Raw genomic sequence first — 17,485 nt, 5'->3', positions numbered from 1 at the left:
ACCGCCTACATCGCTCCCGGCAGTCCATGGGAGAACGGCTACATCGAGAGCTTCAACGCGCGCCTGCGCGACGAACTCCTCGACGGCGAGATCTTCTACACGCTCAAAGAGGCCAGGATCATCGTGGAAAGCTGGCGTCGGCATTACAACACCGTGCGTCCGCATGGATCGCTCGGCTACAAGCCGCCGGCGCCGGAGGTCTTCATCCCGGCATTCGCGCGGGCGGCCCTGCAACCCCAACCAGCAATGCCGCCCGCGCTGGCGCCACGACCATCATTGCACTAACAATCAAATTGGACCCGTCCGTGGGGGCCGATCAGTCTTCATCCCGGCATTCGCGCGGGCGGCCCTGCAACCCCAACCAGCGATGCCGCCCGCGCTGGCGCCACGACCATCATTGCACTAACAATCAAATTGGACCCGTCCGTGGGGGCCGATCATCCGGCCACCTTGATGACACCGGTCACCCTGCCTCCACGCCCGATGACCGGGTTGTAGGATGCCAGGATCCACACATCGCGGCCGTCCTTGGCAATGCGCCGGAACTCCCCGGACGACCATTTGCCAGCCGCCAGATTCCGCCAGAACTCCTTGTAAGCCGGCGTGTTCACCTCCTTAGCGGGGACGAACAGGCTGTGGTGCTTCCCGATGATCTCAGCCAGCGTATATCCCATGGCATCCAGAAAATTCTGGTTTGCCGTAACGATCCGCCCCTCGGTGTCAAACTCGATAATGGCTTGCGAACGCCCGATTGCGTCGAGTTTGGATTTGGAAAGCGAGATATGCGTAAGCATCGAAAGCACCTCTGACAGCGGACTCATACCCACGAGACGCAGAACGGCTGCGTGCGGCTAGCCATTCAAATCCCACTAAAAACTTAACAAAGTCCTGAACGGCAAATACACCCACTCAGCACAGCTACGTAAAATTAAAAAATAACACAAAACAGAGATCCAAAGCCCAACCCCGCACGTAAGAAAGACCTAAGAAGGAGGAACATGAATGAAATTCATGATTGATTTATTTTCAGCTAGAAATTTGAAGTCATTTTCTCTAGCGATTTTCGCCGTGATAATTTCGGCAATATCATGGACGAATCTTGCAAGATCAAGTCAACGCCTCGTCCTTGAAGATTACTTCCGGGGCACCACGACCGCCCGGGGAGTGTTCGAAAGCAAGATTGCAGGCGTACGGCGCGAGTTCACCGTCAAGCTCACCGGCACATGGGATCCCAGGACGTTCACCCTCCGCCTGCGCGAGGATTTCGTCTACGATGACGGCGAGAAGGACACCAAGATCTGGTTTTTCCAGAAAGTCGCAGACGACCGCTACATTGGCCAGCGCTCCGATGTGCTGACCCCGGTCAACATCGGTTATCAGGGCGACAGCATCGTCTTCACCTATCCGGTCGAAGTGCCCTTGAAGGACGGCAGTGTCGCTCTGCGCTTCTATGACACGCTCACCCAGACCGGCCCTCGCACCGTCCGCAACACGGCCACCGTCATGAAATATGGTATCACCGTGGGAACTGTTGACCTGACTTTCACGAAATAAGGCTGATCTACAGCAACTGTTCACATATAATGAACATCAGTCGAGACTTGGGCCGGCTAATCAGATCGCGGATCACCACCTATGTTCACTCCAGAAGGAGGGCGCAGCACCGCCGCGCCAGATCAGGAGATAGAAAATGATCACGCAGATCAAAGGCCTGCACCATGTCACGTCGATTGCTGACGATGCTGTGGCGAACAATGCGTTCTTCACCCGCGTGCTCGGCCTGCGCCGCGTGAAGAAGACTGTCAACTTTGACGCACCCGATGTCTATCACCTCTACTATGGTGACGAAACCGGTTCGGCTGGAACGGTGATGACCTATTTCCCCTTCCCCGGCGCCCGTCAGGGACGCCCGGGCACGGGGGAGGTTGGCACCACGCTCTTCTCGGTCCCGAAAGGCTCGCTCGGCTTCTGGCAGACGCGGCTTGCCGGCGCTGGGGCGGCCGGACTGGTCGAAGACACGGCCTTCGGCCAGAAGCGCCTGCATTTCTTCGGCCCCGACAACGATGCATTCGCGCTTGTTGAAGTCGATGGCGATGCCCGCGCACCCTGGACTGCCGGTGGCGTCGCGGAGGACGCGGCTATCCGCGGCTTCCACTCCACCAGCCTGCGCCTTCGCGATGATGGTGCAACGGCGGAACTGCTCGGCTTCATGGGTTATGAACTGGCAGACTCCGCTGAGGGCGTGAAGCGTTTCGCGCTGCCCGGCGGCAATGGCGCCCATGTCATCGACGTGGAAACCATGCCCTCGATTGCTCCGGCCGTGTCTGGTGCCGGTTCCGTCCACCACATCGCTTTTGCCGTGGAGGACAGAGCAGCCCAGCTCGAGGTCCGCAAGGCTCTCATGGACACGGGCTATCAGGTCACCCCGGTGATCGACCGCGACTACTTCTATGCAATCTATTTCCGCACGCCCGGCGGCGTGCTGTTCGAGATCGCAACCAATGAACCGGGCTTCAACCGGGATGAGGACACGGCCCATCTGGGCCAAGCACTCAAGCTTCCCACCCAGCATGCCCACCTGCGCCCTTATCTGGAAAAGCAGCTGGTTTCACTGGAAGGCTGACATGATCACAGCGTCCTGCACCACATACGAGCGCCCTGCCCCCGGCGGGGCGCCAGCTCCCCTCGTCCTCGCCTTTCATGGCACGGGCGGGGATGAGCACCAGTTTGCGGGGCTTTCAGCGGAGCTTTTCCCGCAGGCTACGCTCCTCAACCCCAGGGGCGATGTCTCCGAAGGCGGCGCGCTGCGCTTCTTCCGCCGCACTGGCGAAGGCCTCTATGACATGGCCGACCTTGCGGCCCGCACGGACCGGATGGCAGCCTTCCTCACGGATCAGACGGCGCGTCTCGCTCCCTCAAAGGTCTTCGCCTATGGCTATTCCAACGGCGCCAACATTCTGGCCAGCGTTGCCTTTCAACGGCCGGATCTCTTCAGCGCCATTGCGCTGCTGCATCCGCTCATTCCCTTCACACCGAAGGAAAATGCGGGCCTCTCCGGCCTGCCGGTCCTGATCACCGCCGGGCGGCGCGACCCGATCTGCCCCGCGCCTCTCACACAGACGCTGGCGGACTGGTTCACGGGTCAGAAAGCGGATGTGGAACTGTTCTGGCACGACGGCGGCCACGAATTGCGCCAGGGCGAGATACAGGCACTTGCGGCTTTCGCCAGCGCTCATCTCTGATCAAGAAACGCACGCCGGACGGCTCCGCAAGGGGCTGTCCGGTGGCGCCTTTCAGGCCTCTCGCGAAGGCTTTTCCATCGCCTCTTCCGGCCATTCCTCCGGCCAGCTGACCACGTGGTTCTCGTAGTCCTCGATCTCGATCCCCGCTTCCGTCACCGTGCGTCCTGAAACCGAAACCCCTGCCAGATGCACCGTCTCCGGCGAGCCCGAGATCAGCGGATGCCACCAGGCCAGATCCTCCCCGTCCCGCACCAGGCGGTAGGCACAGGTTGGCGGCAGCCATGTCAGCGTCCGCACTTCAGCTGGCGTCAGCTGGATGCAATCGGGCACGGTATCGGTCCGGTTCGCATAGTCGCGGCAACGGCACGTGGTGCCATCCAGCAGCTCGCACGCCACATCCGTCCACACGATTGCCCCCGTGTCCCAGTCCTCCAGCTTGTTCAGGCAGCAGCGGGCACAGCCATCACACAGCGATTCCCATTCGGTCTGCGTCATTTCCTCCAGTGTTTTTGTCTTCCAGAAGGGCGCATTTCCGGGGTTTTCCGCTTCGGTCATTGATTTCATGTTCGCTTTCGGCTTCCCTTGCGGGACAGGGTATGTCACTCGATAGTTTCCTTATCACCATCTGCAGGGCACAGGTAGCTTGCGGTGACGTCGGACCAGCACAACGGCAACGGAAGCCCGCCGGAGTACGGCAGCAAACCGGATATGGACAGCCCTTCTGAGGCTGCAGCGGCGGATGCTGGCCAGCAGGATGCGGTGCGCGCTGAAACTCACGCGCCGTCCGAGGCTGAAGTCCATTCCGTGCCATCACCTCCTGAGGAAAAACCCCGCCAGCCGTTTGCCACCCGTCCGCGCCGGTCGCTGCCGGCCCTTCTCATGTCAATTGACGCCTGGCTGGATACGGCCCTGTGGCGCAGCTGGCAGGCCATCACGGACGGCTGGGATGCTTATTCCCGGTTCCTGCGCCGCTTCCGCGCCCGCGGCCTTTGGCGTGGGCTGGCAGAGCTTGGCTCGGATGGCTTCACCTTCGGCCTTCTCGGCTTCATCATCCTGCTCACCTTTGCCCAGCCCGCCTTTGAGGCAACGCGTGTGGCGGACTGGCGCACGACAGATGACTTCGCCGTCACCTTCCTCGACCGTTTCGGCAAGGAAGTCGGCCGGCGCGGCATCGTTCTCAATGACACGGTGCCTCTCGATGAGATCCCCGACATCCTGATCAAGGCAACCCTTGCAACCGAAGACCGCCGTTTCTTCGAGCATTTCGGCATCGACGTTTTGGGCACCGCCCGCGCCATGGTGGAGAACCTGCGCGCCCGCACCGTTGTGCAGGGCGGTTCATCTCTCACTCAGCAGCTGGCCAAGAACCTCTTCCTCTCCAACGAGCGCACGCTGGAGCGCAAGATCAAGGAAGCTTTCCTCGCCCTCTGGCTGGAAGCCAATCTCTCCAAGCGCGAGATCCTGAAACTCTATCTGGACCGCGCCTATATGGGCGGCGGCGTTTTCGGCGTCACGGCGGCGTCTGAATTCTATTTCCGCAAGAACGTCCGGGAACTGACGCTGGCTGAAGCTGCCATGCTGGCAGGCCTTTACAAGGCCCCCACAAAATACGCCCCGCATATCAACCTTCCCGCCGCCCGTGCCCGCGCCAACGAGGTGCTGAGCAACATGGTGCAGGCCGGCTTCATGACGGAAGGCCAGGTCATTGGCGCGCGGCGCAATCCGGCCGTCGCGGTTGACCGCTCCCGTGAGCAGGCCCCCGATTTCTACCTCGACTGGGCCTTCAACGAGGTCAAGCGTCTCGCCCGCCGCTATCCCGCCCTCGCCCGCGACCGTATCGTCACCGTCCGGACCACACTCGACCCCGCTCTTCAGCGGGAAGCCGAGCAGTCCATCGACGCCATCATGCGTCAGTTCTCGGAAGAGCGGCGTGCCCGCGAAGCGGCCATCGTCGCCCTGGTGCCGGATGGCGCGGTGCGCGCCATGGTTGGCGGCCGCGATTATGGTGCCAGCCAGTTCAACCGGGCCGTTGACGCGCTGCGTCAGCCAGGATCGGCCTTCAAGCCCTTCGTCTACATGACGGCCTTCATGAACGGCTATTCGAAGGACAGTATCGTTCCCGATGCCCCCGTTTCCATCGGCAACTGGAGCCCGCGCAATTACTCGCGCGGCTATGCCGGTGCAATCACCTTGAAAGAAGCCCTCACCCGCTCGATCAACACGGTCCCCGTCCGCCTGTCCATTGCCCTCGGCCGTCCGAAGATCATCGAGATGTCCTATCTCATGGGCATCAGCCACGAACTGCAGAACTCCACCTCTCTGGCGCTCGGCTCTTCGGATGTCTCGGTCATCGACATGGCCGCAGCCTATTCCGTCTTCGCCAATGGCGGCTACAAGGCAACGCCCTATACCATTCTGGAGGTTCGCAGCTCCAGCGGCACTGTCATCTATGACCGCGCCCAAAACGAGCCTGAGCCCCAGCGTATCCTGCCGGAAGAGAAGGTCTTCGAGATGAACGACATTCTCGTCAATGTGGTGGAGCGCGGCACTGGAAGGCGCGCCCTGCTGGACGGGGTCGTGGCAGCAGGCAAGACCGGCACCACCTCGGCCTACCGCGACGCCTGGTTCGTGGGTTACACAGGCAACTTCACCGCCGCCGTCTGGGTGGGCAATGACGATTTCACCGGCACAAACAATGTCACCGGCGGCACGCTTCCGGCCATGATCTGGCAGCGTTTCATGGCCTATGCGCATGAGGGCATCGAAATCCAGCCCATTCCCGGCGTTGATGCGGCCAAGGTCAAGCCTGCCAGGCAGCTGGCTGCAAGACCGGAAGTGGCCAGCACCGGCAGCCAGCCCCGTATTCTCAACAGCCGCTCGCTGGCGGTCATCACGCAGATTGGCGACGCACTCGCGGCCATAGGCCAGACGGCCAGCGCGGCCGGCGTGGACAGCAGCGGGGCGGCCCAGCCATGAACGCCCACTTTGACTCAGGCCCGGATCTCGACTGGAAACAGGTGGAAACACCTGCCGTCCTGTCACGCCGCAAGCCGCATCCGCTGTGGCGGGCCTTCACCATCACGCTGCTGTTTGCCGGTGCGCTCATCATCGGCGTCGGCTCTGCTTATCTGGCCCTCAGCCGTGAGGATCTTTTCCAAAGCGTGCGCATCGGTGTCTGGGGCGCTCATCCGCTGGCCGGAACACCGGAGGCCGATCCCTATTCCGCAGCCATTTTTGCACGGCTGGGCCGTGTTCCCCTGGCCTCCGGCGAGGGTGTGGCCTTCATCGCCAAGGAAACCTCCGCCGGGCGCCCGCTCCGCCCCGGCTGCACCTATCTGATTTCGGGCCTGACTCCATCCGCACGCCTGTGGACGCTGACCTCCGCTGATGGAGAGGCACGTCTCGTCCCGGTACCGATGGACCGGCTTTATCTCGACAGCAACCAGATCCTGCGCAAACCGGACGGATCCTTCGACATCACCGCCTCCGCCCGGCCGGCGCCCGGAAACTGGCTGCCGACAGGCAAAGGCGAGGGCCTTTCCTTCATCCTGCGCCTCTATGATGCGCCCATTACCACGGGCTCCTCACTTGCAGGCCTGACCATGCCCGCGATCAGCGAGGTCTCCTGCCCATGAGCCGCGCCATCACCGGATCTCTGCGGTTGCCCCGTCTCTTGAGCCGTGCATCCGGACACGTCCGGGCCGCTCTGCCCCGGTTCTCGCTCTGGCTGCTCGCGATGCTGCTGATCGCCGGCATCATTCATATCTTCGTGGTTCTGACTGTTCCCGGCCACGTGCGCGCCAAGGCATTTGCCGAGTTGCGTCACCTCGGTCCGGACCGCATCTTCCACGTCCTGCCCCCCATTACCGGCGGGGAAGAACTCGCCCCCATGCTGGACCCGGCCATGCGCCATGCCGTCTGCTGGTTCCGCCTGGAGGATGGTCCCCTGACACTTGCGGCCAACGTGGACTCGCCCTTCTGGTCCATGGCGCTGTTCAACGGGCGTGGAGAGGTGGTCTACAGCCTCAACAACCGCACCTCCGGCTCAGGCGCCCTCGCCATGCTGGTCCTGACATCAAGCCAGCTGTCGATCCTGCGTGAGAACCCGCCGGAAAACCTGGATGAGATGATCGTCATCGAGACCGATCAGAACGAGGGCTTCGCTCTCTTGCGTGCCTTCGTGCCGGATGCCGCCGCAGACCCGGTCCTTGCGGATGAACTGAGTGCCGCCAGATGTGCGGATATCTTCACGCCGGATACATAAACCAGCCTGAGACGCACCGGGCCTGAGCAAATTCAAGACGTGATGCGTCTCAGCATCGAAAGCCTTGGCATCACTTCTGAACCGGCGGACGCTCCAGCCCCCAGTTGTTATAGATACGCGACCGCTTCAGATCGTCTGGGGTATCGAACCGGTTTTCCGCCGCACAGCCTTTTTCCGTCAAACGCACCACGTCTTCCAGTTCCTTGATCGCCCGGTTCGTGTCCCAGAGCCGGGATCCGGACGGGGTCTCGATCTCGAAATGGTCCGTTGCCGTCTGATAGGCCTGAATGCGGAAGCGCAGCGCCTGCGCCACCCAGCCGATATATGCCCGGTTCTCCCAGACGCGGGCATTGGCCCCTTCGAAGGTATCCTGCGTCAGTATATCCCGGCGCGACACCGCAGCCAGCCTCTCCCGGTCGGCGGCCTCCACGCGCGCTGCCACCTCGCAGAACGGCGGCACCAGCTTGGTGTCGCCGCGGGCATCCGCGGCAATCCGGTCAAACCGCGCCTCGCTGGAGTTGAACTTTTCGGATCCGAGGAACACCGAATAGAGCGTCACCGGAACCTTACCCTCCTTTTCCGGCAGCACTCGCGTGCGGGCCAGTTCCACCTTGGTGCCACCGATCCAGTCCTTCGCCCAGGGCGGCCGGATCAGCCCCCAGCCAAGATCCCGCAGCAGCTTTTCATCGTCCGTGAGAATAAACTCCGACACCGGCTCACCGCGCACCCGCGCCGCCAGCTTACCTGCTTCGGGCATGATCGTGTCATGTATGACGGAGGGCTCCGCCCTGCCGAAATCTCCCGTCGGCCGGCTGCATCCTGCAACCAGCACAGCACAGCACAGCAGCGGCATAACGGCAGACCGCGAGGGGCCGCGCTTCGTCCGGATGGGCCGGATCGCAACACAGGCCGGCCGGGCACTGTTTGCCCTGGTAATGGTCATGCTGGCGTTCCCTGGCCATGGGCGCGGCAGGCACGCCTTGTGCGTCACTCCGCCTCGGGCGCAGCCTGTCCGGCTGGTGCTCCGATGGTCCCGATTCGGGCGGCAAGATCAAGCGCTTCCCGTTCGATACGCGCTCCGGGGAACAGAACGACCACGTCTTCCTGTGAAACAGGCCCCTGCCCGTCCGCTGCTTTACGCTGCGGCCGCCTTGGCGCCATGCGGAAATCAAGCACGTATCCCATCGCTCCCTCCTTCGGCAGCAGCTCCGGCAAAAGGCGCGGGCTGTTTCAGGACTGTGGACACTTATGCTGGTTTTCAGAGTAACGCCCCTGCAGGGTTAACAGGCCGCTAACGCTTTATGTCTAATTTTAGCCACTGGACTGGGGGTAGCCTGTCCGTCCTTGTATTGAGTATCTGGCTGTAGCGGCGCGTATCATGTCATCAGTTCCGCCTGGTCGCGGTCCCAACTTCCTGAGCGGCACTCCGGATCTCACCCGGCGCGAACGCTTGCTGCTGGCGGCCACCGAGCTGTTTGTGGCCCGCGAACGGCATGACCGGCAGGAGATCCGCGCCTTTGGCGAGCTGGCCATCAATCTCTACGAAGGAACCGATGTGGCAGACCGCCGCCGCATCGCCTGCCTCGCCGCACGCGCCAGCGATATTCCGGCCGAGTTTCTGGATCTTCTCGCCCGCGATGAAGACGCGCTCGTCGCCTATCCGATTGTTGTACATGCGGCCATGATCAGCACAAAGGCGCAGCTTCTCATTGCCGAGCGCGGACCGGAGAGCCTGCGCCGGGCCTTGATCCGCCGTGAAGATCTCGCCCTTGCCGCCCAGACCGTGCTCGCCCGAACTGCGGATGCTCAATCGCTTCAACTGCTTCTGCCCCGCATTGATCTTGCAAACCGTCCAGAAATCCTCGCAGCGCTCAGCGAGCGCGCCGATGTCATGGCCGTGATCGGGCCAGATCTGGCCGCCCGCGCCCTGCTGCCAACGCCGCTTCTGCTCGCCAACTTCCCGTTCCTGGATCACGCAAACCGCCTGCTGGCCATTGGCGCTGCGGAACTGCGCGCCCTTGGCAACCTGACCCGGCAGGGCGGCAAGCGCCCGCCCCGTCCGGCTTTCAAGCCCGCCTTGCTGCAGCGGCTGCGCGAGACTGCCCTGTCCGGCGGCCACGAGGCTTTTGCAGAAGGTATTGCCTATGCGCTGGGGCTTGATGCCGGACTTGCCTTGCATCTGGCCGCAGACGAACAGGGGGAAGCCCTGACGGTCTGCCTGAAGGTACTCGGCTTTGACAGCGAGAGCGCAACCGCAATGCTGGTGCGCCTTGGCGGCGTCACACTGGATCTTGCACGCCTGCGCAAGCTTCAGCACCTGTTCGAGAACATGTCCCTTGATGCGGCCGATTGCCTGTTGTCAAGCTGGCGCCACAGGGGCGAAATCATCGAAAGAGAGCTTCAGCAGGCCGCAGCAGCCCGCCTGCAGCAGGCCGGAGGTGCCCGCGCCGGCCAGCGGCCGCAGGACATTGCCCGCCCCGGCGAACGCCCGCTGCCAACCCACAGGCCCGCACCACGCGCCGTTCCGTCGACCCGCCGCATCACCAGCGTCTGACCGGGGCAGAGGAGTCATCGCCCCTGTTCTCCCCCCTGCTTCACCGGCCAGCGGTCAGCTTCCTATAGTGGCCGGGCGTCATTCCCGTCTGCTTGTGGAAGGCCCGCGTCATGTGGCTCTGGTTGGCAAAGCCGCAGGCAGCCGAAATCCCTGCCGCCGTTTCCCCTGCCCTCAGCAGCTGCCTGGCCAGATTGATCCGCTGCATCATCACCCATTCGCTGGGCGCCATGCCGCGCGCCAGCTTGAACATGCGGTGGAAATGAAACACGGAAAGGCCCGTCAGCACGGCCATATCCTCCAGATGGATCACGCCGTCCATATGGGCCCGCACCCAGTCATCCACCCGCCGCAGCTGATGCGGGCTGAGTCCGCCTTTCAGCAGCGGTGCACCACGCGTGAGATGCGCCACCATCACGGCAAAGGCTTCATCTGCCTTCAGGGCATCTTCGGCCATGGCAGCCTCGGCCATCTGGAACAACGGCACAGCGATGGAAGGCGCCGCCACAAAGGTTTCATCCCTCAGCTCCAGCCGCCGCGCGTCGCAGTCATGCACCTCGGCGAAGGCCGCACGCAGCGCCTTGTCGCTGACATAGAGATGCACGAAGCGGAAGGGCTCGGTGATCTTCCAGTCCGATGCCTCCCCCTCCGGCATCACGCAGACTGCCCCCTGCCAGCCCGGCAAGGCGCCCTTGTCAAGCCGTGATGTGCCGGTTCCGCCCTGAAGATAGAGGCTGAACGTATGCCGCTCCGGCGCTTCATAGGACACTTCGTCGTCATGGTTTTCCCAGACCGTCACAGAGCGTTCAGCCCCCATGCCGAGATGGGCGGCCGCAAAGGCGGTGGCAGACTGGCTGAGAACATCGTGAACGGTCGGGCGCATGGCCACTTTCTACATCATTGACGGCCTCCAAGGCAGAGGCTGGACGGAGAATACCGCAAGATCGTGCAAGCCTTGCATTCAAGAGACAGCGTAACACCGGCAGGCAAGGAGCCTGCCCATGACCAACATTCTGCTTTTCGCTTCCACTGTCCTGCTCTGGGGTACCACCTGGATCGCCATTGCCTTCCAGATTGAGGCTGCGCCCGTCCCGGTCTTCGTCTCCATCTTCCACCGCTTTGCGCTGGCCGCCCTCGTCATGGTCGCAGGGCTGGCGCTCATGGGCCGCCTGCGCCGCCCCCGTGTCTGGCGTTTTGTCTTGGCGCAGGCGCTTTGCCTGTTCTGCTGCAACTTCATCGCGCTTTACACGGCCACAACGCTCATCCCCTCCGGCCTTGTTTCGGTGATCTTCTCGCTGGCCTCGCTCTTCAACGCGGTGAATGCGCGGATTTTCTTCGGCGACAGGATCACGCCGCGCACCCTGGTTGCTGCGGCCCTCGGGGCCTGCGGGCTGCTGCTGCTGTTCTGGCACGACCTGACGGTGGACTTCGACATCTCCGTGCTGAAAGGTATCGGCTGGGCGGCGCTCGGCACCTGCTTCTTTTCGCTCGGCAACATGGCCTCGCGGCGCAACACGGCAGAAGGCGTTCCGCCGGTTACGGCCAATGCCTGGGGCATGAGCTTTGGCGCCATTGCCTTGCTGGCGATCATCTACGCCACCGGCAACACCCTGGTGACCCCGCCCTCTTCGGCCTATTGGCTCGCCGCCGGATACCTCGCCGTTTTCGGCTCTGTGGCAGGTTTCACGGCCTATCTGATGCTTGTTGCACGCATCGGCTCGGCCAAGGCAGGCTACGCCACGGTGCTGTTTCCGGTCATCGCCCTTGCCGCCTCCAGCCTGTTTGAAGGCTATCAGTGGACGCCCGAAGCCATCGCCGGTCTTGCGCTGACCGGTCTGGGCAATCTGGTGATGTTCACGAAGGTCAGCTTCCGTCCGGCAAGAGCCGTGGCGTGACGGCGGCGGGCGTTTGTCTCTCTCCCCCCAGCCTTGCGGTCAGGCGCCCGTATCCACCACCTGCAACAGATCCGTGCCGCCCTTGCTTTCGATTTCGACGACCCAGAAATCCGGGTCCATCCGCTTTTCGCTCTCAAGCCGCGCCTGCGCGTCCTCACGCGTGCCTTGGGAGATCAGCAGTTCGAACGCCCGGTCATCGGCCGCCGTATCCATGAAGGCCTGCGGCGCGGGACCGTAGAGGTCGACCGTGCCGTCCATCCGGTCCACCAGCACGAAAACAACCCCGGCCTCCTCCGCGCCCTTGCGGGTGGTCGCGGCAAAGCTCCCGGCTGTGAAGACCTGCCGCACCAGCGCGCTGACGAAAAATCTGGATGTAAGCCGCGGCATGCGCATTTCCTTCCTGCGGGCCAGCCCGCAAGGCAGGCCCGGTTATCCCTCGAACGGAATCCCTGTGAATTCTTCGAGCTCACGAATGAGCGAGGGCGACACCTTTCCGGTGATGGCAAGCCCCCTGTCCAGCTCGAAGCGCTGAATCGCGTTGGCGGTGTTGTCGCTCATCATGCCGTCTGCCCGCAAGGGGCCATAGCCAAGTTCCGAGAGAAGCCGCTGCACCTTGGCAAGCTGCCCGCCGCCATTCTCCGCAACCTGTGTCCCTCTGCCCACCTCCTGGGGAGGCACAGGCACTGTGCCTGTTGCGGTGGGAAGCGGCACATGACGCACCGGCTGCGACTGTTCGACAAGGGCCGCAATCGTTGCCGGAGGCTGAGCAGCAGCCACAGCCGGTGCCGGGCTCGCCGCAGCTGCGCTGTTGCGATGTGCCGGGCTGGCGAAAGGTGAGGGTCTGGGCAAGGGCACCGCCCCGCCGCCGCTGGCGGCCCGCTCCGCCAACCCTTCGGTCTCCATCAGCAGACGGGCAAGCAGGGCGCTGTTCACCTCGCCGCTTTCCGGCAAACCCGTCAGGATCTCGTAGCGGCGGATGGACCGTTCCGTCGCAGGGCCCACCATGCCGTCCAGCAGCCCCTCATACAGGCCGATGCGGCGCAATTCGGTCTGCACGTCCAGAACCAGCGTCGAAACCGCCTGCGGCATCACCGTGCGGTTTTCCTGGGGCACCACTTCGCTGTGCCGCTCACGCGTCACGACCAGCGGCGCCGGATGACGGCCTGGCTGAAGTCCAACCGCATTGGCAATGATCAGGCACCCGGTCAGCGCCATGACGATGGAACCGCCGGCCGCGACGGGATTGTCCATCGCAGCCGTGCCCATGCGGGCAACCAGCCCCTCGCGGGGCGGCGGTTCAGGGTCAACTCGCTTGCGTGCCATGCGCTCCAGTCCGCTCTCCGCTTTCCGGCCTCAGGCCACCGTTCGCACCGGCAGCTGACCTGACTTGCGCGGTGAAGTTGTTTTTGCCCATGCCGCAGAGGGCGGCAGAAGAACCGTCATACTTGTCCCATTGCCCCGTGTCGCATCAACACGGAAGCTGCCCCCGTGCAGCTCGGCAAGACCCCTCACCAGGGCAAAACCGATTTCCGCGCCCGGCAACGGCTCCGGCTGCCCGCGCCGCGAGGCCGCGCCTGCATCCGGCAGCATTCCCGTCGCCGTGACGCGGAATTCCGCGCCATTGCCAAGATGCCGGGCCAGAAGCTCGACCCGCCCTCCCGCTTGTGCCGACTTCACGGCATTGGACAGCAGATTGATCACGATCTGGCGGCAAGCCGCCTCGTCCGCCGGAAAACTTCCCAGCGCCGGATCGATTTCGCTGACCAGCGCAGCATTGCGCAACCGCGCCTCATCCGCAGCCACCCGCACACAGTCCTGCAGGCAGGCAACCAGATCCGCCTCAGCCCGGCTTCTGGGCTTGAGAGAAAGGGCCGGCTTTTGCTGCCCGGATATCATCCCGTCCACCACGTCCAGCAGATGGGTGCTGGATGCATGGATCAGGTCAGCATATTCGCGCCTGCGGACAGCATCGCTCAGGCTGTCTGGCCGTTCCCGCAACACCTCGGAAAAACCGGCAATCGCGGTCAGCGGCGCACGCAATTCATGCCCGGCTTCAGCAACTGTCCGCGACACATTCTCTTCGGCAGATCCTGCATTGCTGTGGCCTGCCGCTTCCCGCAGCACCGCAAGCACACGGCCGGACCTGTCTCTTGCATCGGCACGCGAAGCCGGACGGCATTCGATCAGAACGCTGCGGTAATCGGCGGTTCCAGCCTCACCCGGACGGTTCCGGCCTTGCCGCAGCCGCACCTCAAGGCTCATGGAACAGCGGTCCCGCTCCACATCCGACACCGTCTTCAGGAAGGCTGGCCGGTCTGCCACATGCAGCCGCTGGAACAGCCCTTCCCGCTGGACTTGCCGCGCGCTGGCGCCAAGCAATGCCTCACAGGATCCGCCGATGGAAATCACGTCACCGCCTTCACCCAGCAGTGCGACCATGCCGCTGGCCTCGTCATTGACCATCTTCAGGCGGCTTTCCAGATGGCGGAACAGGCCCTCGCCGCGCTTCTGTTCGCGCGCAAGCTTGACGCCCATCATCATGGCATAGGCCAGCGCGCCGCCGGAGGAGACGGCCAGCGCCGCTTCCGGGCTGCCTGCCAGCGCATAGACTGGCGCAATGGCTCCCAGCAGAGCGAGCAGCCCCACTTCGGCTATGCAGAGAGCTGTCACGTAGAGAATCGCGCGCCGGTCGGCGGTCAAGGCTGCCTCAACGGGCGCCAGGATCAGCCAGATCAGGGCAAAGGACGCAATGCCGCCCGTTATGGCCGCAATGCCGCCAATGAACAGCGCAAAGACTGCCGCAGAGGCGGCCTGTGCCACCGTCAGATTGCCTGTGCGCGACAGGAACAGTGCCAGCGGCCACTGAGCCAGTGCCCAGCCGAGAATCAGCGTCAAGGGCAGCGAGGCCGGCCCGGCGGCAGCGAGATGCAGCGGAAACAGAAGCAGAGCGGCCGAGCCTGTCACCAGATTGGCCGTGATAAAGGCCTTGTGGCGCGGCGCGCGCAGCTCATCGCCTTCGACGGACGGATGGACCAACCCCTCGACAAAACGGGCTATGGGCTGGCCATAGATGGTTAGGAACCTGGATACGCTACGCAACACACTCACCACGGGACCGGTAAGCCCGGTACCTCCAGTTTCTCGTTACCCGATTTTTCGCCCGGATCACTTAAGGAACGTTGAAGGCGGATCGAAACTCCTCAAAAGCCCGGACAAAAAAACACCAGTTCCGCGCAGCCCCTTGGCTCAATCCCGTTCAAATTTGAATCAAGTTTGCCGAAAAATATATTCAACATTCTGTTTTCTTTGAAGAAAATCACCTCCCGGAGAGAAACGCCGCTTTTGGATGTGCCGGCTAATGTCGCGCCATAACAAAACCGCCAGCCCATGGCACGGAGACTGGCGGAACCGGAAAACTGAAGGGTAGCGCAATGTTCTTCCTCGTCAGGAAAGCCTTCTGGCTTGTCTTGGTGCTGGCGATGGTGCCGTTCTTCGCCGGCAAGGAGCAGGCAGGCGGCTTCAACGTCGACCCTGTGGCGGCTTTCATGGCCGCTCAGGCAACCGTAAGTGATCTGACAGGCTTCTGCGGCCGCAATCCGCAGGCCTGCGAAACCGGCGGCGAGGCCCTTGCGGCCATCGGCGCCAATGCCCGCGACGGCGCAAAGCTGGTCTACCAGTATTTCGACGGCGCAGAGGCAGGAAGTAGAACAGACGATACGGCGCTGGCAGCGCGCCCTGCCCCCGGTGACGTCACTGGCTCCATTCCAGCCCCGGATGGCACATCCGGCGGTGAACTCAGCATACCGTCGTGGCATCTGCCTGCGCCGGAGATTGCACAGCAGAATTCCTCCGTTCCGGAGGCCTCCTTTGGGCCGGTGCCACGGCCCAATCCCAGGTCAGTCCCCCGGGTCTGACCGACCCTGCCGCGGCACCGGGCCTGTCATTCCGGACCGCGGTGGTTTGCGCCCGCATGACCGGACCGGTCCCCCGTCCTGACCCGGGGCCGGACTGGAGAGACGGAAAAACTCGGTGGCCATGCCGCCGCGCCGCAAGTGGATTGCTGCCCCTTCCACTTGCGGCGTCTTTTTTCCCGCCGCAATGCCGGGCACCCTTGCCTGACGGGCCCCAACGTCTATATCTGCGCACCTGACGTGCTCCAGAAAGCGGAACCCCGGCACATGACCGCCAGTCTTGACGAAATCCTCGAGAACTTTGAATTCATCGATGACTGGGAAGACCGCTACAAGTATGTCATCGAACTGGGCCGCGCCCTGCCCGCCTTTCCAGATGACCAGCGCACCGAAGACAACAAGGTGCGCGGCTGCGTCTCCCAGGTCTGGCTCGTCACCCAGATCACGCATGGCGAGGATGGCAGTGCCATTCTAACCTTCCTCGGCGACAGCGACGCTCTGATCGTGCAGGGTCTTGTCGCCATTGTGCTTGCCGTTTTCTCGGGCCGTTCCGCCAAAGACATTCTTGCGACCGATGTGGACGCGATCTTTGCCCGCATCGGTCTCAAGGATCACCTCACACCGCAGCGCTCCAACGGTCTGAAGTCCATGGTCCAGCGCATCAAGGACGACGCGGCCTCGGCTCTGGCTGCGGCGTGACCGCCGGGCCCTCGCATTTCCGGCGCGCTTTCCTCGCTTCCGTCATGCCATAGTGGGACGCCAGAGCAGATAGGCCGATCCCCAGCACCACCTTTGCCGAGCGGACCGGCCAGCCCCGTTCCCGCTCGACTGTCTCCAGCCCCTTGAGCAGGCAGCAGACATCCACAAGCACGCCGCCAAGCCCGCGGCCAACGGCATCCAGAGCCCGCTCCACCCGCAGCCGCGCCGCCATCACATTGTCGCTCATGTCCGGTCCGGCCGCGCCACGGCCGGTATGGCGCCCGGCTCCGGCTTCCGTGCGCCAGCCGCCAGACAGGTTCGGCATCATCGCCGCAAATGTATAGTCTTCCCGCAGGCGTTCACCTGCCTCAAACTGGGCTGCCGTCAGCATCGCCTTGCCTTGGCCGTCTTTTCGCCGCGCCAGCCAGGCAAGAGGACTTTCCGCCAGATTGACCGTCACCCGGATCGGGCTGCCAGCCCCTGTTTGCAGCATCACCGGTTCGCGGACCTGATGCTGCAGCTGAAAGCCGTCGCTGCCGCCGCTCAACATCCTGCGTACATGCTGATCCACCCCCATTGAACGGGTCCACCTTGAAGTATGGTTTTGACCCTGAAGGAGGACCACAATGGCAAACAAGCGACACAAGCCCGACGAGATCGTCACGAAGCTTCGGCAGGTTGAGGTTTTGCGCGGCCAAGGCATGGCGATGGCGGATGCCGTTCGCCAGATCGGCGTTTCCGAGCTGACGTTCTACCGGTGGCGTAAGCAATATGGCGGCATGAGCCGTGACCAGCTTCGGCAGTTGAAGGATCTCCAGAAGGAGAACGAACGGCTTCGCAAGGCGGTGGCGGATCTGACGCTGGACAAGCTGATCCTGACGGAGGCTGCGCGGGGAAACTTCTGAGCCCCTCGCGTCGCCGTG

Annotated in this window: 20 protein-coding genes and 1 pseudogene; 12 read left to right on the top strand and 9 right to left on the bottom strand. The window is 63.2% G+C overall.

The genetic code is table 11. From position 1 onward, the window contains the following. Positions 1-285, top strand: a 285-nt coding sequence (locus ASC48_RS18900; protein WP_141659027.1) for an integrase core domain-containing protein, incomplete at its 5' end; no start/stop codon positions are given. 152 nt (positions 286-437) lie between these two features. Here the strand turns inward: ASC48_RS18900 and ASC48_RS18895 are convergent. Next, positions 438-794, bottom strand: a complete 357-nt coding sequence (locus ASC48_RS18895; RefSeq protein WP_244270117.1) for a PAS domain-containing protein — start codon at positions 792-794, stop codon at positions 438-440. 208 nt (positions 795-1,002) lie between these two features. On the opposite strand from ASC48_RS18895, the gene ASC48_RS18890 reads away from it, so the two are divergent. From ASC48_RS18890 to ASC48_RS18880, 3 genes are all read left to right on the top strand, one after another. Continuing rightward, the gene (locus tag ASC48_RS18890; RefSeq protein ID WP_208975835.1) at positions 1,003-1,554 is read left to right on the top strand and encodes a DUF3833 family protein; all 552 of its coding nucleotides are present in this window, start codon (positions 1,003-1,005) and stop codon (positions 1,552-1,554) included. A gap of 136 nt (positions 1,555-1,690) precedes the next feature. Further along, complete coding sequence (locus ASC48_RS18885) at positions 1,691-2,623, top strand: VOC family protein (protein ID WP_055457225.1); 933 nt, start codon at positions 1,691-1,693, stop codon at positions 2,621-2,623. 1 nt (position 2,624) lies between these two features. After that, positions 2,625-3,242, top strand: coding sequence for an alpha/beta hydrolase (locus ASC48_RS18880; protein ID WP_055457224.1), 618 nt, complete (start codon positions 2,625-2,627; stop codon positions 3,240-3,242). A 51-nt stretch (positions 3,243-3,293) separates the two neighbouring features. On the opposite strand, the gene ASC48_RS18875 is transcribed toward ASC48_RS18880, so the two are convergent. Beyond that, positions 3,294-3,797: a YcgN family cysteine cluster protein gene (locus tag ASC48_RS18875; RefSeq protein WP_055457223.1), complete on the bottom strand. Its 504-nt coding sequence runs from the start codon at positions 3,795-3,797 to the stop codon at positions 3,294-3,296. Positions 3,798-3,950: 153 nt separating this feature from the next. Here ASC48_RS18875 and ASC48_RS18870 point away from each other — a divergent pair, with 153 nt between their 5' ends. Genes ASC48_RS18870 through ASC48_RS18860 form a run of 3 tightly spaced genes read left to right on the top strand, consistent with a single transcriptional unit; the run spans position 3,951 to position 7,506 of the window. Further along, positions 3,951-6,218 (top strand): transglycosylase domain-containing protein, encoded by a 2,268-nt coding sequence (locus ASC48_RS18870; RefSeq protein WP_208975834.1) that lies wholly within the window; start codon positions 3,951-3,953, stop codon positions 6,216-6,218. Then, on the top strand, positions 6,215-6,877 hold the full coding sequence (locus ASC48_RS18865) for a DUF1214 domain-containing protein (RefSeq protein WP_055457221.1): 663 nt from the start codon (positions 6,215-6,217) through the stop codon (positions 6,875-6,877). The genes ASC48_RS18870 and ASC48_RS18865 overlap by 4 nt, the downstream gene beginning before the upstream one ends. Before the next feature lie 38 nt (positions 6,878-6,915). Further along, a complete protein-coding gene (locus tag ASC48_RS18860) occupies positions 6,916-7,506 on the top strand; it encodes a DUF1254 domain-containing protein (RefSeq protein ID WP_055457228.1) in 591 nt (196 codons plus the stop codon). A 70-nt stretch (positions 7,507-7,576) separates the two neighbouring features. Here the strand turns inward: ASC48_RS18860 and ASC48_RS18855 are convergent, their stop codons facing one another. Together ASC48_RS18855 and ASC48_RS18850 are read right to left on the bottom strand one after the other, a co-directional pair. After that, the gene (locus tag ASC48_RS18855; protein ID WP_208975833.1) at positions 7,577-8,263 is read right to left on the bottom strand and encodes a hypothetical protein; all 687 of its coding nucleotides are present in this window, start codon (positions 8,261-8,263) and stop codon (positions 7,577-7,579) included. Between the two features lie 230 nt (positions 8,264-8,493). Beyond that, entirely contained in the window at positions 8,494-8,691 is a 198-nt protein-coding gene (locus tag ASC48_RS18850; protein WP_072242729.1) for a hypothetical protein, read from the bottom strand. A gap of 193 nt (positions 8,692-8,884) precedes the next feature. Between ASC48_RS18850 and ASC48_RS18845 the strand changes: the two genes are divergently transcribed. Continuing rightward, positions 8,885-10,060 carry a DUF2336 domain-containing protein gene (locus tag ASC48_RS18845; RefSeq protein ID WP_141659026.1) on the top strand — a complete coding sequence of 392 codons (1,176 nt, stop codon included), beginning with the start codon at positions 8,885-8,887 and terminating at the stop codon, positions 10,058-10,060. A gap of 40 nt (positions 10,061-10,100) precedes the next feature. On the opposite strand, the gene ASC48_RS18840 is transcribed toward ASC48_RS18845, so the two are convergent. After that, on the bottom strand, positions 10,101-10,940 hold the full coding sequence (locus ASC48_RS18840; RefSeq protein WP_055457218.1) for a helix-turn-helix transcriptional regulator: 840 nt from the start codon (positions 10,938-10,940) through the stop codon (positions 10,101-10,103). 118 nt (positions 10,941-11,058) lie between these two features. Here ASC48_RS18840 and ASC48_RS18835 point away from each other — a divergent pair, with 118 nt between their 5' ends. Next, the gene (locus ASC48_RS18835; RefSeq protein ID WP_055457217.1) at positions 11,059-11,952 is read left to right on the top strand and encodes a DMT family transporter; all 894 of its coding nucleotides are present in this window, start codon (positions 11,059-11,061) and stop codon (positions 11,950-11,952) included. A gap of 39 nt (positions 11,953-11,991) precedes the next feature. Here ASC48_RS18835 and ASC48_RS18830 read toward each other — a convergent pair whose 3' ends face one another. The 3 genes from ASC48_RS18830 to ASC48_RS18820 are packed head-to-tail and all read right to left on the bottom strand — an operon-like array spanning position 11,992 to position 15,051. Continuing rightward, entirely contained in the window at positions 11,992-12,339 is a 348-nt protein-coding gene (locus ASC48_RS18830) for a DUF1491 family protein (protein WP_208975832.1), read from the bottom strand. 42 nt (positions 12,340-12,381) lie between these two features. Beyond that, on the bottom strand, positions 12,382-13,275 hold the full coding sequence (locus ASC48_RS18825) for a peptidoglycan-binding domain-containing protein (RefSeq protein ID WP_055457216.1): 894 nt from the start codon (positions 13,273-13,275) through the stop codon (positions 12,382-12,384). Between the two features lie 30 nt (positions 13,276-13,305). Next, positions 13,306-15,051: a sensor histidine kinase gene (locus ASC48_RS18820; RefSeq protein ID WP_141659025.1), complete on the bottom strand. Its 1,746-nt coding sequence runs from the start codon at positions 15,049-15,051 to the stop codon at positions 13,306-13,308. A gap of 332 nt (positions 15,052-15,383) precedes the next feature. Between ASC48_RS18820 and ASC48_RS18815 the strand changes: the two genes are divergently transcribed. Continuing rightward, a complete protein-coding gene (locus ASC48_RS18815; protein ID WP_055457214.1) occupies positions 15,384-15,866 on the top strand; it encodes a DUF5330 domain-containing protein in 483 nt (160 codons plus the stop codon). 264 nt (positions 15,867-16,130) lie between these two features. Continuing rightward, complete coding sequence (locus ASC48_RS18810) at positions 16,131-16,562, top strand: SufE family protein (protein ID WP_055457213.1); 432 nt, start codon at positions 16,131-16,133, stop codon at positions 16,560-16,562. Here ASC48_RS18810 and ASC48_RS18805 read toward each other — a convergent pair. Further along, positions 16,525-17,112 (bottom strand): DUF6456 domain-containing protein, encoded by a 588-nt coding sequence (locus ASC48_RS18805; RefSeq protein WP_141659024.1) that lies wholly within the window; start codon positions 17,110-17,112, stop codon positions 16,525-16,527. The genes ASC48_RS18810 and ASC48_RS18805 overlap by 38 nt on opposite strands. Before the next feature lie 76 nt (positions 17,113-17,188). On the opposite strand from ASC48_RS18805, the pseudogene ASC48_RS18800 reads away from it, so the two are divergent. After that, a pseudogene (locus ASC48_RS18800) lies at positions 17,189-17,485 on the top strand (transposase); the annotation flags it as partial.

Source organism: Pannonibacter indicus (assembly GCF_001418225.1).
In the GTDB taxonomy this organism is placed as follows: Bacteria; Pseudomonadota; Alphaproteobacteria; order Rhizobiales; family Stappiaceae; genus Pannonibacter; species Pannonibacter indicus.
Note: the sequence above shows the minus strand (reverse complement) of the source record. Positions and strands in the feature narration are given on the sequence as shown.